This window comes from Hydrogenophaga sp. UC242_50, assembly GCF_042697355.1.
In the GTDB taxonomy this organism is placed as follows: domain Bacteria; phylum Pseudomonadota; class Gammaproteobacteria; order Burkholderiales; family Burkholderiaceae_C; genus Hydrogenophaga.
In genome coordinates this window covers 546,400-560,949 of the sequence record NZ_CP170553.1, presented here as the reverse complement: position 1 = coordinate 560,949, position 14,550 = coordinate 546,400, and the positions used below count along the sequence as shown (strand labels likewise).

Here is a 14,550-nt window from a genome sequence, read left to right as displayed (position 1 = left end):
GCTCAGTGGCCGAGCTGTTCGTTGTGCAGGGACACATCCAGCCCGGCGCGCTCCACGCCCTCGCGCACGCGCAAGGTGGTGAAGCGCGAGGTGATCCACAGCACGACCGCCGTCATCACCAGGCTGTAGGCCAGCACCGCCACGCAGGCGATCAGCTGCGCCAGCAGGCTGGCCTGCACGCCTGATATGGCCGGGTCGGCCAGCACGCCGGTGAGCAGCGCGCCCACCAGACCGCCGACGCCGTGCACGCCGAACACATCGAGCGAGTCGTCCGCGCGCAGCTGGCGCTTGAGCGCGGTCGCGCCCCAGTAACAGGCCACGCCGGCCACCAGGCCGATGAGGAGGGCGCCGCGCGGCGTGACGAACCCGGCCGCCGGCGTGATCGCCACCAGCCCGGCGACCACGCCCGAACACAGGCCCAGCAGCGAGGCGCGCTTGCGCGCCAGCCACTCGGCGGCCATCCAGGCGAGCGCGCCCGAGGCGGCCGCCACGTGCGTGACCAGCAGGGCCAGGCCCGCGCGGCCGTCGGCGGCCAGGGCCGAGCCGGCGTTGAAACCGAACCAGCCCACCCACAGCAGGCCGGTGCCGGCCATGGTCAGGCCCAGGTTGAACGGCACGAAGGGCTCCTGCCCGTAGCCCGAGCGTGGGCCCAGGGCGTAAGCGCAGACCAGGGCGGCCGCGCCGGCGTTGATGTGCACCACCGCGCCGCCGGCGAAATCCAGCGCACCCAGCTGCGCGAGCCAGCCGCCCGGTTCCCACACCCAGTGCGCGACCGGCGCGTACACCAGCAGCAGCCACAGGCCGGCGAACAGCAGCAGCGCGCCGAAGTGCATGCGCTCGACCAGCGCGCCCACCACCAGCGCGCAGGTGATGATGGCGAAGGTGAGCTGGAACATCGCGAACACCGATTCCGGCACGTGCTGCGCGATGTGGCTCACCGCCACCTGGCCGGTGGTTCCCAGGTAGTCCATGCCCGAGAAGCCCATGCGGCCGAGACCGCCGATGAAGCCGCCCAGCGCGCCGCCGGGGGTGAAGGCCAGCGAATAGGCCAGCGCGAACCACAGCACGCTGACCACGGCGGCGATGCCGACCACGCTCGCCATGGTGTTGATCACGTTCAGGCGGCGCACCATGCCGCCATAAAACAGGGCGATGCCCGGCAGCGTCATGAGCAGCACCAGCGCGGTGCTGACCATGAGCCAGGCCGTGTCGGCCCCCTGGATGGCGCTGGCCGCGACCAGGCCTGGTGCATCGAGCGTGACTTTTGTCACGGCTTCTGTGGTTTCGCCTTGCGAGGCGGCCAAAAGCTGCGCAGAGCAAGGTGGGCAGGAGCAGGCCCCGCCGAACGAAATAGCGGTATTGGTGCATGAATGGCTCTCTTCCAACGACGAACAGACCGTTGCATTTCCTGTGCCAAACCGCCAGAAAGCAAGGGAAAGCCCGGATGCACAGCCCTGGTGCGGGCCGCTACAGTGCATGCACTCGCCAACAGCGCCCAGCGCTGGTGACCGCGGGGGACCGAGGAGACAACCCAGTCCAATTCGAACAACGGTTTCAGCGTCCTCCAGAGATGCCAGATTCCTCGAGCCGACCCCACAAGGGTCGGCTTTTTTTTGCCCGGAGCCGTCCGGCGACAATCCTGGGATGGAACTGCTTCTGGTCTCGCTGGCGTCGCTGTTCGCCGGTTTTGTCGATTCGATCGTGGGTGGCGGCGGCCTCATCCTGGTGCCGGCGCTGTTCGCGATGTTTCCCACCACCCACCCGGCCACGCTGTTCGGTGTGAACAAGGGCGCCTCGGTCTGGGGCACGGCGGCGGCCACGCTGCAGTACGCGCGCCGGGTCGAGATGCCCTGGCATGCGCTGCTGCCGGCGGCGGCGGTGGGTTTTGCCGGCTCCATGGCGGGGGCCTGGACGGTCACCGTGATCTCGCCCGACTTCCTGCGCCGTGCCCTGCCGCTGGTGCTGCTGCTGGTGCTGGGCTACACCCTGGCGCGCAAGGAGCTGGGTCGGCACCACACGCCGCGCTTCAGCGGCCGCCAGGAAATGCTGGCCGCAAGCCTGCTCGGTGCCGTCATCGGCTTCTATGACGGCTTCTTCGGCCCTGGAACGGGCAGCTTCTTCGTCTTTCTGTTCGTGCGCTGGCTGGGTTACGACTTCCTGCACGCCAGCGCCAGCGCCAAGCTGCTCAACACCGCCACGAACCTGGCCGCGCTGGCGCTGTTCGCCTGGAAGGGCCATGTGTGGTGGCATTTCGTGCTCGCCATCGCCATCGCCAACGTGGTCGGCAGCCTGCTGGGCACGCGGCTTGCCCTGAAACACGGCAGCGGCTTCGTGCGCATCGTGTTCATCTTCGTGGTGAGCGCGCTGATCCTCAAGACCACGTACGACGCCTGGATCCGACGCTGACACCCACTTCCAAGGAGGCCCTTATGCCGTCTCGCTCCATCCGTGCACAGACCCTGGGTTTTATGGGCTGGCTGGCGCTGGTGCTGCTGGCGGGGGGTCTGGGTGCCCTGGCGTCGGTGGAGGCCGCGTCGTTCTATGCGCAGCTGAACCGGCCCGGCTGGGCGCCACCGGCGGGCGTGTTCGGACCGGTGTGGTCGCTGCTGTATGGGCTGATGGCGGTGGCCGCGTGGCTGGTCTGGCGCGAGCCGGCCCAGCCGTCGCGGGCACCGGCTTTGGTCGTCTTCGTGTTGCAACTGGCGGTCAACGCGCTGTGGTCGTGGCTGTTCTTTGCCTGGCACCGGGGGGCCTGGGCGTTGGCCGATGTGCTGTTGCTGCTGGTGCTGATCGCCACGGCGATCGCGCTGTTCCGGCGCGTGCGCCCGCTGGCCGCGTGGCTGCTGTGGCCCTACCTGGCCTGGGTGGCTTTCGCGAGCGCGCTCACCTGGGCGATGTGGCGGGCCAACCCGGGCGTGCTGTAGCGCGGGCCCTCAGGGCGCGACCGGGGCGTCGGGCGGCCAGGGCAGGCTGCTGGCCTTGAGCGGCGTGCCGATGGGGGCGCTGGCCTGGCCCACGCGCACGGCGGCCAGGTCCTGCGGGTTGGGGTACTGGTCCATCAGCAAGTAGTCGAACACGCGGCGCGCGATCGGGGCGGCGTGTGCCGCGCCGAAGCCGGCGTTCTCCACGATCACCGCCAGCGCCACGCGCGGCTGGTCCACCGGCGCGAAGGCCAGGTACAGCGAGTGGTCGCGCTGGTGCTCTTCGAGCCGGCGCGCGTCGTAGCGCTCCTTCTGCCCGATGGTCACGGCCTGCGCCGTGCCGGTCTTGCCGCCGCTGGCGTAGCCCGCGCCGGCGAACACGCGGGTGGAGGTGCCTTCGGTGGTCACGGCCTGCATGGCGTTGAGCACGATGCGCACGTTCTCGGGCTTGAAGCCGAGGTTTTCGGGCGGCGGGCCGGGCAGCGGCACGCGCTCGCGCGTGATCACGTTCTCGGTCGCCATGGTCAGGTGCGGCTTGTACTTGATGCCGCCGTTCGCCAGCGTCGCCATGGCGTGCGCGATCTGCAGCATGGTGAAGTTGTTGTAGCCCTGGCCGATGCCCAGCGAGATGGTCTCGCCCGCGTACCAGCGCTGCTGCTCGGGCCGCTTGTAGGTGTTGCGCTTCCAGGCCTGGCTGGGCAGCACGCCGCGCACCTCGCCCTTGAGGTCGATGCCGGTGATCTGGCCGAAGCCCAGCGGCTTCATGAAGTCGTGCATGGTGTCCACGCCCATGTCGTTGGCCAGCGAATAGAAATACGTGTTGCTGGACTTGACGATGGCGCGGTGCATGTCGACCGCGCCCAGGCCGTCGCCGTGGCTGCGGAAGCGGTGGCCGCCGAACATCCAGTAGCCGGGGTCGTTCATCACCAGGCTCGCGCTGCGCGAGCCGGTTTCGAGCGCGGCCAGCGCCATGAAGGGCTTGTAGGTGGAGCCGGGCGGGTAGGTGCCGCGCAGGGCCCGGTTCAGCAAAGGCTTGTCCATCGACTCGTTGAGCGCGCGCCAGTTCTCCACGTCGATGCCCTCGACGAACAGGTTGGGGTCGAAGGTGGGCTTGCTCACGAAGGCCAGCACCTCGCCCGAGCGCGGGTCGATCGCCACCAGCGCGCCGCGCCGCTCGCCGAACATGTCCTCCACCAGCTTCTGCAGCTGGATGTCGATCGACAGCACCACGGCGTTGCCCGGCGTGGCCGGCGTGTTCGCCAGCGAGCGCACGGCACGCCCGCCGGCCGAGGTCTCCACGCGCTGGAAGCCGGTGATGCCGTGCAGCTCGCGCTCGTAGCTCTGCTCCGCGCCGAGCTTGCCGATGTATTCGGTGCCGCGGTAGTTGGCCTGGTCCTCTTCCGGCCAGTCGGCGATGAGCTCGGTCTCGCGCTGGTTGATGCGCCCGATGTAGCCGATCACGTGGCTCGCCACCTCGCCGTTGGGGTACTGGCGCAGCAGGCGCGCGCGCACGTCCACGCCGGGGAAGCGGTAGCGCTGCGCCGTGAAGCGCGCGACCTCCACGTCGGTCAGGCGGGTGCGCAGCGGCAGCGAGTCGAAGCGGTGCGACTCCTCCAGCAGCTTGCGAAAGCGGCGCTGGTCGCGCGGCGTGACCTCCACCAGCTCGCTCAGGCCGGCGATGGTGGCGTCCATGTCCTCCACGCGCGAGGGCGTGATCTCCAGCGTGTAGGCCGAGTAGTTGGTGGCCAGGATGCGGCCCTTGCGGTCCAGGATCTGCCCGCGGTTGGGCACCACCGGCAGCACGGCCGTGCGGTTGCTCTCGGCCTGCGCCGCCAGGTCCTCGTGGCGGATCACCTGCAGGTAGACCATGCGAGAGGCGATCAGCCCGAACGCGAACACCACCGTGAGGCCGATCAGCAGCGCCCGGGTGCGGAACTGCGCCAGATCGGCTTCGACGTTGCGGATTTCCGTCATGACCGTGTTTTATCCGAGATGGCAAAGACCGCGTGAGTTTGCCGACCCGCGGCCAGTGCCAGCGCGGAACCGGCTTTGCCGGGCCGCAGCTGGCGCCCCTTGGGGGGTGACGCCGAAGGCGGCGCGGGGGGTGCTCATAGAGGTCTGTTGTCGTCGGGGTTGGGCGCGCGGCGCTGCGGCGCCAGCAGCAGCACGCTCACCACCGGCCAGAGCGCGGCCTCGATCACCGGGGCCAGCAGGTAGAACACGCCGGGGAAGCTGCCACCGGCGGCCATGCGCACCAGCAGTTCGAGCACGTGCGCGGCCACGAACAGCGGCAGCACCTGCACCGACTGGTTGGGCACGCTGAACCAGAGCAGGCGCCGGTGCATGGAAATGCCGAGGAAGCCCAGCGCGGTGTAGGCCAGCGCGTGCTGGCCGAGCAGGGCGCCCTGGTGCACGTCCATGGCCAGGCCAAAGGCAAAGGCCACGCCCACACCGATGCGCAGCGGCTGGTGCACGCTCCAGAACACCAGCACCACGGCCAGCAGATCGGGCACCCAGGCGGCGCGGCCGAACAGGCCCATGTTCATCAGCATGTTGAACACCAGCGCGGCCAGCAGGCTGAACCAGATGAAGCCGGGGTTGGCGGGCAGCAGCAGCTGCTGGCCGGGACGCATGATCATGGCGCGGTGCTCCGGACACCCGGGCGGTTGGCGCGCGCCGGGCGGGGGGTGTCGGCGGCTTCGGCCAGGGGGGAGGGCGGAACCGAGGCCGCGATGGAGCCCAGCACCAGCACGTGCAGCGTGCCCTGCACGCGGGCCAGGGGCTCGCACTGGATGCGCGCGAAGGACGACTCGGCCTGGCGCTCGACCAGGGTCACGCGCGCCACCGGCAGGCCGGCGGGGTAGACGCCGTCCACGCCGCTGGTGGAGAGCAGGTCGCCTTCGGCGATGTCGGCGCTGGCCAGGGTGTAGCGCAGCTCCAGGCCGTCGCCGCTGGTGGACGGCTGGCCGTAGGCCACGCTGCGCACGCCGGTGCGCGTGTTGAGCACGGGAATGGCCTGGTCGCGGTCGATCAGCAGCGTGACCTCGGCCACCAGCGGGTAGACCCGCGTGACCTGGCCCAGCACGCCGCTTTCATCGACCACCGGGGAACCTGCCTCGATGCCGTGCGTCTGGCCGCGGTCGATCACGATCTTGCGCGAGTAGGGGTCGGCCGCGTCGTACAGCACCTGGGCGCCGATGGCCTGGGTGCCGATGCGCTCGCGCATGGCCAGCAGTTCGCGCAGGCGCTGGTTTTCCAGGGTGATCTGCTCCAGCTGCAGGCTGCGCTCGGCCTGCACCGCCAGGCGCTGCAGCGCCTCGCCTTCGCTCTTCTGCGCGGCGTGCAACGAGGTGAAGTAACCGCCCGCCATGGAGGCCAGCTGCACCGGCTGCAGCACCGCCCATTGCACGGGGTAGAGCACCACGGCCATGGCGGTGCGGATCGGCTCGGTGAGCCGAAAGCGCAGGTCGGCCACCATCAGGAACAGCGCCAGGGCGCTGAACACCACCAGCTTGGACAGGGCCGACGGACCCTGCTTGAAGAACGGGGGCGGGGTGCGGTCCAGGGTGCCCAGTGGCATGGCGCTCGGAGGGGTCTGGTCGGTGGTGGGGAGGCGCGGCCGCCGGGCGGCGGCCGGGGTTTATTCGCTGGTGAAGATCGTGCCCAGGCGCTCCATGCGCTCCAGGGCCATGCCGCAACCGCGCACCACGCAGGTGAGCGGCTCTTCGGCCACCAGCACCGGCAGGCCGGTTTCTTCGGCCAGCAGGCGGTCGAGGTCGCGCAGCAGCGCACCGCCGCCGGTGAGCATCATGCCGCGCTCGGCGATGTCGGCGCCCAGCTCGGGCGGCGTGTGCTCCAGCGCCATCTTCACGGCCGTGACGATGTTGTTGAGCGGATCGGTCAGGGCTTCGAGGATCTCGTTGCTGGAGATGGTGAAGCTGCGCGGCACGCCCTCGGAGAGGTTGCGGCCCTTGACTTCCATTTCCTTGACTTCGCTGCCGGGGAAGGCCGAGCCGATCTGCTTCTTGATCGCTTCGGCCGTGGGCTCGCCGATCAGCATGCCGTAGTTGCGGCGGATGTAGGCAATGATGGCGTCGTCGAAGCGGTCACCGCCCACGCGCACGCTGCCCTTGTAGACCATGCCGCCCAGGCTGATGACGCCCACCTCGGTGGTGCCGCCGCCGATGTCGACCACCATGGAGCCGGAGGCGTCCGACACCGGCAGGCCGGCGCCGATGGCCGCGGCCATGGGTTCCTCGATCAGGTAAACCTCGGACGCGCCGGCGCCCAGGGCCGATTCGCGGATGGCGCGGCGCTCGACCTGGGTCGAGCCGCAGGGCACGCAGATGATGATGCGCGGGCTCGGCTTGAACATCGAGCGCGGGTGCACCATCTTGATGAACTGCTTGAGCATCTGCTCGGTGACGGTGAAGTCGGCGATCACGCCGTCCTTCATGGGGCGGATGGCCTCGATGTTGCCGGGCACCTTGCCCAGCATGGCCTTGGCCTCGTGGCCGACCGCCTGGATGGTCTTCTTGCCCTGGGGGCCGCCTTCGTGGCGGATGGACACGACGGAGGGCTCGTCGAGCACGATGCCCTTGTTGCGAACGTAGATGAGGGTGTTGGCGGTGCCGAGGTCGATGGCCAGGTCGGTCGAAAATTGCCGACGGAAAGCTTCAAACATGGTGCATGGGTCCTGTGGGGCACGGGCGCGGCTGTGCGCGCTCGTCGCCGGGTATGGGGCCGGGTCGTTGGCCGGGCATCGGTGCTAAGTGGTTGATTCCTAGGCGAAAACCGCAACGGCACGGGCGCTGCCGTTAAACCTTGGATAATACCGTATCCCCTGTGTACAACTGCGCGCAAACAGGGTGCATTTTGTCCAGTTACAAGCCGTTTCAGGGCGGAAAACCCGCAGACGGTGCGTCTCTTCCCCATCCGGAACCCTCTTTTGCCATGTCCCTGACCCCGTCCGACATCGGGCGCATCGCCAACCTCGCGCGCCTGGAGCTCTCCGGCGCGCAGAGCGAGACCATGCGCATCCAGCTCAATGGCTTCTTCGACATCGTCGAGCAGATGAACGCGGTGGACACCACCGGCGTGGAGCCCCTGGCCCATCCCACGGCGGTGATCGACCACGTCTCGCTGCGCCTGCGCCCGGACGTGGCGAGCGAGCCCAACGACCGCGAAGCCAACCAGAAGAGCGCCCCGGCGGTCGAGCGCGGCCTGTTCCTCGTGCCCAAGGTGATCGAATGAACGATCTGCACATCCTGGGCGTGAGCGAGCTGGCCGCCGCCATCGCCGACAAGAAAACCAGCAGCGTCGAGGCCGCCCAGCACCTGCTGGCGCGCGCGAAGCAGCACAGCGCGCTCGGCGCCTACCTTTCCTTCAATGAAGAGGCCACGCTGGCCCAGGCCCGCGCGGCCGACGCGCGCATCGCCGCCGGCGAACGCACGCCGCTGCTGGGCGTGCCGCTGGCGCACAAGGACATCTTCGTCACCAAGGACTTCGCCACCACCGCCGGCTCGAAGATGCTGGCGGGCTACCAGAGCCCGTTCGACGCGACCGTGGTGCGGCGCCTGGCCGCGCAGGGCGCGGTGACGCTGGGCAAGCTCAACTGCGACGAGTTCGCCATGGGCGGCAGCAACGAGAACTCGGCCTTTGGCGCGGTGCACAACCCCTGGGACACCACGCGCGTGCCGGGCGGCTCCTCGGGCGGCTCCGCCGTGGCCGTCGCCGCGCGCCTGGCACCCGCCGTCACCGGCACCGACACCGGCGGCTCGATCCGCCAGCCGGCGAGCTTCTGCGGCATCACCGGCATCAAGCCCACCTACGGCCGCTGCTCGCGCTACGGCATGGTGGCCTTCGCCTCCAGCCTGGACCAGGCCGGCCCGATGGCGCGCAGCGCCGCCGACTGCGCGGTGCTGCTCAGCGCCATGGCCGGCCCCGACATCGACCGCGATTCCACCAGCCTGGACCACCCGGCCGAGGACTACACCGCGCTGCTCGGCCAGCCGCGCGAAGGCGCCACCGCCGCTCAGCCGCTCAAGGGCCTGCGCATCGGCTTGCCCAAGGAATTCTTCGGCGAAGGCTGCGCGCCCGACGTGCTCGCCACCGTGCGCGCCGCGCTGGCGGAGTATGAAAAGCTCGGCGCCACGCTGGTCGAGGTCTCGCTGCCGCGCACCGAGCTCTCCATCCCGGTCTACTACATCATTGCGCCGGCCGAGGCCAGCTCCAACCTCAGCCGTTTCGACGGTGTGAAGTTCGGCCACCGCGCCGCGCAGTACGGGGACCTGACCGACATGTACAAGAAGTCGCGCAGCGAAGGCTTCGGGCCCGAGGTGCAGCGCCGCATCATGATCGGCACCTACGTGCTCAGCCACGGCTACTACGACGCCTACTACCTGCAGGCGCAGAAGATCCGCCGCCTGATCGCGCAGGACTTCCAGGCCGCGTTCGCGCAGTGCGACCTGATCGCCGGCCCGGTGGCGCCCACCGTGGCCTGGAAGCTCGGCGAAAAGAGCAACGACCCGGTGCGCAACTACCTGGCCGACATCTACACCCTCTCCACCAGCCTCGCCGGCCTGCCCGGCATGAGCGTGCCCGCCGGCTTCGGCGCGGGTGGCCTGCCGGTGGGCCTGCAGCTTGTGGGCAACCATTTCCAGGAAGGCCCGCTGCTGCAGGCCGCGCACGCCTTTCAGCAGGCGACCGACTGGCACACCCGCGCTCCGCAAGGCTATTGACATGAGTTCCAGCAAATCCCTTCTGGTCGGCGGCTACGAGGTGGTGATCGGTTTCGAGACCCACGCCCAGCTCGCCACGCAATCCAAGATCTTCAGCCGCGCGCCCACGGCCTTCGGCGCCGAGCCCAACACGCAGGCCTGCGCGGTGGACCTGGCTTTGCCCGGCACGCTGCCGGTCATGAACCGCGCGGCCGTCGAACTCGCGATCCGCCTCGGGCTCGCGCTCGGTTCGCACATCGCCGAGCAGAGCGTGTTCGCGCGCAAGAACTACTTCTACCCCGACCTGCCCAAGGGCTACCAGATCAGCCAGTTCGAGATCCCGGTGGTGCAGGGCGGCGAGGTCTCGTTCTTCCTCGGTGACGAGAAGAAGACCGTGCGCCTGGTGCGCGCGCACCTGGAAGAAGACGCGGGCAAGAGCCTGCACGAGGACTTCATCGGCCAGAGCGGCATCGACCTCAACCGCGCCGGCACGCCGCTGCTTGAGATCGTGACCGAGCCCGACATCCGCTCCAGCGCCGAGGCCGTGGCCTACGCGAAGGAGCTGCACAAGATCGTCACCTGGATCGGCATCTGCGACGGCAACATGCAGGAAGGCTCGTTCCGCTGCGACGCCAACGTCTCGGTGCGCAAGCCCGGCGCGCCGCTGGGCACGCGCCGCGAGATCAAGAACCTGAACAGCTTCAAGTTCATGCAGCAGGCCATCGACTACGAGGTGCGCTGGCAGATCGAGCAGATCGAGGACGGCCACGCGATCCAGCAGGCCACCGTGCTGTTCGATCCCGACACCGGCGAGACGCGTGCCATGCGCACCAAGGAAGACGCGGCCGATTACCGCTACTTCCCCGACCCGGATCTGCCGCCGCTGGTGATCGCGCGCGACTGGGTGGACCAGGTGAAGGCCGCCATGCCCGAGCTGCCGCGCGCGATGGCCGAACGCCTGGTGCGCGACTACGGCCTGCCCGAGTACGACGCCACCACGCTCACGCAAAGCCCGGCGATGGCCGCCTACTTCGAGACGGCGGCCCAGGCCAGCGGCCAGGCCAAGCTGGTCAGCAACTGGATCATGGGCGAGGTCTCGCGCCGGCTCAACGCCGAGGAACGCGACATCGCCGGCGTGCCGGTGAGCGCGGCGCAACTGGCGGCCGTGATCGGGCGCATCGCCGACGGCACGGTGTCGAACAACGCCGCCAAGCAGGTCTTTGACGCCCTGTGGACCGGCGAGGGCCGCGAGGTCGACGCCGTCATCGAGGCCAAGGGCCTCAAGCAGATGAACGACAGCAGCGCGCTGGAGAAGATCATCGACGAGGTGATGGCCGCCAACGCCGAGATGGTCGAGCAGTTCCGCGCCGGCAAGGACAAAGCCTTCAACGCCCTGGTCGGCCAGGCCATGAAAGCGAGCAAGGGCAAGGCCAACCCGCAACAGGTCAACGACCTGCTGCGCCAGAAACTCGGTTGAGGGTCAGCGCCCGGCGGATGCCGGGCTGCCGACGCCGGTGCGGTTGCCGCCCGCGGCCGTCCAGAGCTGGCGCAGCTTGGCCAGCTCTTCGTCGAAGCGGGCGTTGATGCGCTGTTTTTCCTGGACCTGCTCGTCCAGGAAGCGCTTCTGCACCACCATCTGCTTCTCGTTGTCTTCGATCTTGCGCTTGAGCCAGTTGGGCGCCTTGCTGACGTCGTTCTGGTAGAACTCCAGCTCGACGTTGATGTCCTTGCGTTGCGCCACCAGCGCCAGCTCGCGCTTGTTCACCGCGCCGATGACCTCGTCGATCTGCGCCAGGGCGTCGGCCCGCTCCTTGTCGTGCACCCCCTGGTTGGGGTAGCGGATCATCAGGGCGCGTTCGCGGCGCTTTTCTTCCTGCAGGCGGCTGCGCTGTTCCTCTTCCTGTTTGCGCTGGGCGTCGAGCCTGGCGCGCTCGTCGGCGGTGTAGCTCGGCGGCAGCGTCTTGCGCACGGTGCCGCTGTTGCCCAGCTGCTGCTGCTCACGGTCCAGGCATTCGACGATGGGGCGGTCTCGAACGATGGTGTTGCCCTTGGCATCCTTGCAGGTGTACATGCCCGCCTGCGCGTGTGCCGTGTCCCACAGGCCCCCGCCGAGCAACAGCGCGCCACCGGCCAGCCACAGGCGGCGGGAGAGAACGGAGAACAGGGGGTGGTGCAGGGTCATCGTGGAAGAAGGGTCAGGACACGCCGTAGCGTTGCCGGTAGGCCAGCACCCGTTCGCGGTGCGAATCGAACTCGCCGCCAGAGCGGGCGGTCAAATAGTGCAGCAAATCGGCCAGCCTCGCAATCGTGCAGACCTGCATGCCCAGCTCGCGCTGGACATATTGCACGGCGCTGTGGTCCACGTCGCGCACCTGGCCGTCGGCGCCGACCTCGGTGGCCTTTTCCTGGCGGTCCAGTGCGATCGCGATGGCGTGCGGCGTGGCGCCGGCGGCGCGGATCAGCGCGATGGATTCGCGCGCCGCGGTGCCGGCGGACATCACGTCGTCGACGATCAGCACGCGGCCCTTGAGCGGCGCGCCGACCAGGGTGCCGCCTTCGCCATGGTCCTTGGCTTCCTTGCGGTTGTAGGCGAAGGGCACATTGCGGCCCAGCCGCGCGAGCTCGATGGACACCGCCGCGCCCAGTGGAATGCCCTTGTAGGCCGGGCCGAAGATCATGTCGAACTCGATGCCGCTGGCGACCAGGGCTTTTGCATAGAATTGTGCGAGCCGGCCCAGCTTGGCGCCGTCGTCGAACAGACCGGCGTTGAAGAAATACGGGCTCATGCGCCCGGCCTTGGTCTTGAATTCACCAAAGCGCAACACGCCGGCATCGACGCAAAACTGCACGAATTCCTGCGCGAGCGCAGCATCGGGCGCGCCGGCCTTCGCCGCGCCTGTATCCAACACCATGGAGACATCCTTGTTCAAACTGACCAGCCTCAACCTCAACGGCATCCGTTCCGCCACCACCAAGGGGCTGGAGAAATGGCTCGCCGCGCACCGGCCCGATTGTATTTGTGTGCAGGAGGTCAAGGCCCAGGCCGCCGATGTGAGCGGCCGCTTTGAAGAAATCGCCGGCCTCAAGGGGCACTTCCACTACGCCCAGAAAAAGGGTTACTCGGGCACGGCGGTGTACACCCGCCACGAGCCGAGCGACGTGATCATCGGCTACGGTTCAACCGAGTTCGACGCCGAGGGCCGCTTCACCGAGCTGCGCTTCGACACGCCCCAGCGCAAGCTCTCCATCCTGAGCGTCTATTTCCCCAGCGGCTCCTCGGGCCCCGAGCGGCAGGAAGCCAAGTACCGCTTTCTCGATGGCTTCTACCCCCACCTGCAGGCGCTCAAGGGCGGGCGCGAGTTCATCCTGTGCGGCGACGTGAACATCGCCCACCAGCAGAAAGACCTGAAGAACTGGCGCAGCAACCAGAAGAACAGCGGCTTCCTGCCCGAGGAGCGCGCCTGGATGACCAAGCTGCTCGACGAGGCCGGGCTGGTGGACGTCTACCGCCGGCTTCAGCCCGACACCACCGACACCTGCTACACGTGGTGGAGCAACCGGGGCCAGGCCTACGCGAACAACGTCGGGTGGCGGCTGGACTACCACCTCGCCACGCCGGCCATGGCAGCGCTCGCGCGCAGCGAGTCCATCTACAAGGGCGAGAAGTTTTCCGACCACGCGCCGCTGACGATCGAATACGACTTCCAACACTGAGCGAAGGAGCGGCCCATGTTCCCGACGGAGATCCTGCTGGCCTACGTGGCCGCCTGCACCCTGGTGGTGGTGTCGCCCGGGCCCGACAACATCCTGGCCATCGGCCGGGGCCTGAGCCAGGGCCCACTGGCCGCCGCGCTCTCGGCCTTCGGCGCGGGACTGGGCATCCTGTTCCACACGCTCGCGGCCACCTTCGGCCTGTCGCTCATCATCCAGGGCTCGCCCGAGGCGTTCTGGGCCGTGAAGGTGGTGGGCGCGTTGTACCTGCTGTGGCTGGGTTACAAGGCGCTGGTCGCCGGTGACCTGATCTCGTTCCAGCCCTCGGCGCGCGTGCCGCTGCGCAAGGTGCTGCTCACGGGCGTGTTGTCCAACGTGCTCAACCCCAAGCCGGGCCTGTTCGTGCTGGCCTTCCTGCCGCAGTTCGTGAGCGCGGGGCGCGGCCCGGTGGTGGTGCAGATGCTGGTCTACGGCGCGATCTTCGCGCTGATGACGGCGGTGATCTTCGCGCTCATGGGCGGCTTCGCGTCCCGCCTGGCGGGCTGGCTGCAGGCGCGACCGCGCATGGTGCGCGGCGTGAACGTGGGCGCGGGCCTGACCTTCATCGCCGCCGGCCTGTCGGTGCTGTCGCTCAAGCAGCGCAGCGCGTTGTAACCCTCCGGGGCCGGGCGGGCGGCTCAGTCCGACGGGGGCAGGCTGTAGCCGCGCCCCTTCGATGCATGCGCTTCGATCAGCTCGTGCATCAGCCGCATGAACTCCTTGCGGTCCTTGGGCGGGAGCGGCTCAAGAAACAGGTCCTGCGAGCGCAGCATGGGGGGGACCACCTTGGCCAGCAATTGCTCACCCTCTGACGTCGCCGTGACCTGACGGACCCGCTTGTCCGTCGGTGACACCTCGCGTTTGACCAGCCCTCTGGATTCCAGGCGGTCAATCACATTGCCGATGGTCGACGTGTCAAAGCCGATGGTCCGGGCCAGCGTGCCCTGATCGATGCCCGGCGACTTGCAGATCGTCTGCAGCGACGAGTACTGCACGGGCGTGACATTGATGTCGCCCATCTCCTGCACGAACAACGCCACCACGATCTGGTGGATGCGGCGCGCGTAGTGCCCGGGCAAATCGTTGAGGTCGACCTCGAGGTGTTGTTGGCTCTTCATGACGTGTCCCTAGGGTTAGCCCCAATTTTACGAGAAATGGAA

The 14,550-nt window shown here is 68.6% G+C and carries 15 protein-coding genes; 7 read left to right on the top strand and 8 right to left on the bottom strand.

Annotation, left to right across the window (positions count from 1 at the left end; all coding sequences use genetic code 11):
* Nucleotides 1-2 precede the first annotated feature (2 nt).
* Nucleotides 3-1,196, bottom strand: a complete 1,194-nt coding sequence (locus ACFJGX_RS02915) for an ammonium transporter (protein WP_382328590.1) — start codon at nt 1,194-1,196, stop codon at nt 3-5.
* A gap of 448 nt (nt 1,197-1,644) precedes the next feature.
* Between ACFJGX_RS02915 and ACFJGX_RS02910 the strand changes: the two genes are divergently transcribed.
* Both ACFJGX_RS02910 and ACFJGX_RS02905 read left to right on the top strand, forming a co-directional pair.
* Nucleotides 1,645-2,406 (top strand): sulfite exporter TauE/SafE family protein, encoded by a 762-nt coding sequence (locus tag ACFJGX_RS02910; protein ID WP_382327685.1) that lies wholly within the window; start codon nt 1,645-1,647, stop codon nt 2,404-2,406.
* Between the two features lie 23 nt (nt 2,407-2,429).
* A complete protein-coding gene (locus ACFJGX_RS02905; protein WP_382327684.1) occupies nt 2,430-2,924 on the top strand; it encodes a TspO/MBR family protein in 495 nt (164 codons plus the stop codon).
* Between the two features lie 9 nt (nt 2,925-2,933).
* Here the strand turns inward: ACFJGX_RS02905 and mrdA are convergent, their stop codons facing one another.
* The 4 genes from mrdA to ACFJGX_RS02885 form a co-directional block, all read right to left on the bottom strand.
* Entirely contained in the window at nt 2,934-4,895 is a 1,962-nt protein-coding gene (gene mrdA / locus ACFJGX_RS02900; protein ID WP_382322772.1) for a penicillin-binding protein 2, read from the bottom strand.
* A gap of 134 nt (nt 4,896-5,029) precedes the next feature.
* On the bottom strand, nt 5,030-5,560 hold the full coding sequence (gene mreD / locus ACFJGX_RS02895; protein WP_291118056.1) for a rod shape-determining protein MreD: 531 nt from the start codon (nt 5,558-5,560) through the stop codon (nt 5,030-5,032).
* Entirely contained in the window at nt 5,557-6,501 is a 945-nt protein-coding gene (mreC, locus tag ACFJGX_RS02890) for a rod shape-determining protein MreC (protein WP_382322773.1), read from the bottom strand. The genes mreD and mreC overlap by 4 nt, the downstream gene beginning before the upstream one ends.
* 60 nt (nt 6,502-6,561) lie before the next feature.
* Nucleotides 6,562-7,605, bottom strand: a complete 1,044-nt coding sequence (locus tag ACFJGX_RS02885; protein WP_066269288.1) for a rod shape-determining protein — start codon at nt 7,603-7,605, stop codon at nt 6,562-6,564.
* Nucleotides 7,606-7,874: 269 nt separating this feature from the next.
* Here ACFJGX_RS02885 and gatC point away from each other — a divergent pair, with 269 nt between their 5' ends.
* The 3 genes from gatC to gatB are packed head-to-tail and all read left to right on the top strand — an operon-like array spanning nt 7,875 to nt 11,117.
* Complete coding sequence (gene gatC / locus ACFJGX_RS02880; RefSeq protein WP_382322774.1) at nt 7,875-8,174, top strand: Asp-tRNA(Asn)/Glu-tRNA(Gln) amidotransferase subunit GatC; 300 nt, start codon at nt 7,875-7,877, stop codon at nt 8,172-8,174.
* Nucleotides 8,171-9,661 carry an Asp-tRNA(Asn)/Glu-tRNA(Gln) amidotransferase subunit GatA gene (gene gatA, locus ACFJGX_RS02875; RefSeq protein ID WP_382327682.1) on the top strand — a complete coding sequence of 497 codons (1,491 nt, stop codon included), beginning with the start codon at nt 8,171-8,173 and terminating at the stop codon, nt 9,659-9,661. Before gatC ends, gatA begins: the two co-directional genes overlap by 4 nt.
* 1 nt (nt 9,662) lies before the next feature.
* Nucleotides 9,663-11,117: an Asp-tRNA(Asn)/Glu-tRNA(Gln) amidotransferase subunit GatB gene (gene gatB, locus ACFJGX_RS02870; protein ID WP_382322776.1), complete on the top strand. Its 1,455-nt coding sequence runs from the start codon at nt 9,663-9,665 to the stop codon at nt 11,115-11,117.
* Nucleotides 11,118-11,120: 3 nt separating this feature from the next.
* On the opposite strand, the gene ACFJGX_RS02865 is transcribed toward gatB, so the two are convergent.
* Complete coding sequence (locus tag ACFJGX_RS02865; protein WP_382322777.1) at nt 11,121-11,822, bottom strand: DUF4124 domain-containing protein; 702 nt, start codon at nt 11,820-11,822, stop codon at nt 11,121-11,123.
* Nucleotides 11,823-11,835: 13 nt separating this feature from the next.
* On the bottom strand, nt 11,836-12,552 hold the full coding sequence (gene pyrE, locus ACFJGX_RS02860; RefSeq protein ID WP_382163284.1) for an orotate phosphoribosyltransferase: 717 nt from the start codon (nt 12,550-12,552) through the stop codon (nt 11,836-11,838).
* Nucleotides 12,553-12,562: 10 nt separating this feature from the next.
* Here pyrE and ACFJGX_RS02855 point away from each other — a divergent pair, with 10 nt between their 5' ends.
* Together ACFJGX_RS02855 and ACFJGX_RS02850 are read left to right on the top strand one after the other, a co-directional pair.
* Nucleotides 12,563-13,354 carry an exodeoxyribonuclease III gene (locus tag ACFJGX_RS02855; RefSeq protein ID WP_382163282.1) on the top strand — a complete coding sequence of 264 codons (792 nt, stop codon included), beginning with the start codon at nt 12,563-12,565 and terminating at the stop codon, nt 13,352-13,354.
* A 15-nt stretch (nt 13,355-13,369) separates the two neighbouring features.
* Nucleotides 13,370-14,005 carry a LysE family translocator gene (locus tag ACFJGX_RS02850; RefSeq protein WP_382322778.1) on the top strand — a complete coding sequence of 212 codons (636 nt, stop codon included), beginning with the start codon at nt 13,370-13,372 and terminating at the stop codon, nt 14,003-14,005.
* A gap of 23 nt (nt 14,006-14,028) precedes the next feature.
* Here ACFJGX_RS02850 and ACFJGX_RS02845 read toward each other — a convergent pair whose 3' ends face one another.
* Nucleotides 14,029-14,508 carry a MarR family winged helix-turn-helix transcriptional regulator gene (locus ACFJGX_RS02845; RefSeq protein WP_382322779.1) on the bottom strand — a complete coding sequence of 160 codons (480 nt, stop codon included), beginning with the start codon at nt 14,506-14,508 and terminating at the stop codon, nt 14,029-14,031.
* Nucleotides 14,509-14,550: the final 42 nt, after the last annotated feature.

Excerpts from the sequence above, each read along its gene's own strand:
- ACFJGX_RS02885 (WP_066269288.1), bottom strand. The coding sequence starts at position 7,605 with ATGTTTGAAGCTTTCCGTCGGCAATTTTCGACCGACCTGGCCATCGAC.
- ACFJGX_RS02865 (WP_382322777.1), bottom strand. The coding sequence starts at position 11,822 with ATGACCCTGCACCACCCCCTGTTCTCCGTTCTCTCCCGCCGCCTGTGG.
- pyrE (WP_382163284.1), bottom strand. The coding sequence starts at position 12,552 with ATGGTGTTGGATACAGGCGCGGCGAAGGCCGGCGCGCCCGATGCTGCG.
- mreD (WP_291118056.1), bottom strand. The coding sequence starts at position 5,560 with ATGATCATGCGTCCCGGCCAGCAGCTGCTGCTGCCCGCCAACCCCGGC.
- ACFJGX_RS02905 (WP_382327684.1), top strand. The coding sequence starts at position 2,430 with ATGCCGTCTCGCTCCATCCGTGCACAGACCCTGGGTTTTATGGGCTGG.
- gatB (WP_382322776.1), top strand. The coding sequence starts at position 9,663 with ATGAGTTCCAGCAAATCCCTTCTGGTCGGCGGCTACGAGGTGGTGATC.
- gatC (WP_382322774.1), top strand. The coding sequence starts at position 7,875 with ATGTCCCTGACCCCGTCCGACATCGGGCGCATCGCCAACCTCGCGCGC.
- ACFJGX_RS02910 (WP_382327685.1), top strand. The coding sequence starts at position 1,645 with ATGGAACTGCTTCTGGTCTCGCTGGCGTCGCTGTTCGCCGGTTTTGTC.
- ACFJGX_RS02915 (WP_382328590.1), bottom strand. The coding sequence starts at position 1,196 with ATGGTCAGCACCGCGCTGGTGCTGCTCATGACGCTGCCGGGCATCGCC.
- mreC (WP_382322773.1), bottom strand. The coding sequence starts at position 6,501 with ATGCCACTGGGCACCCTGGACCGCACCCCGCCCCCGTTCTTCAAGCAG.
- gatA (WP_382327682.1), top strand. The coding sequence starts at position 8,171 with ATGAACGATCTGCACATCCTGGGCGTGAGCGAGCTGGCCGCCGCCATC.
- mrdA (WP_382322772.1), bottom strand. The coding sequence starts at position 4,895 with ATGACGGAAATCCGCAACGTCGAAGCCGATCTGGCGCAGTTCCGCACC.
- ACFJGX_RS02845 (WP_382322779.1), bottom strand. The coding sequence starts at position 14,508 with ATGAAGAGCCAACAACACCTCGAGGTCGACCTCAACGATTTGCCCGGG.
- ACFJGX_RS02850 (WP_382322778.1), top strand. The coding sequence starts at position 13,370 with ATGTTCCCGACGGAGATCCTGCTGGCCTACGTGGCCGCCTGCACCCTG.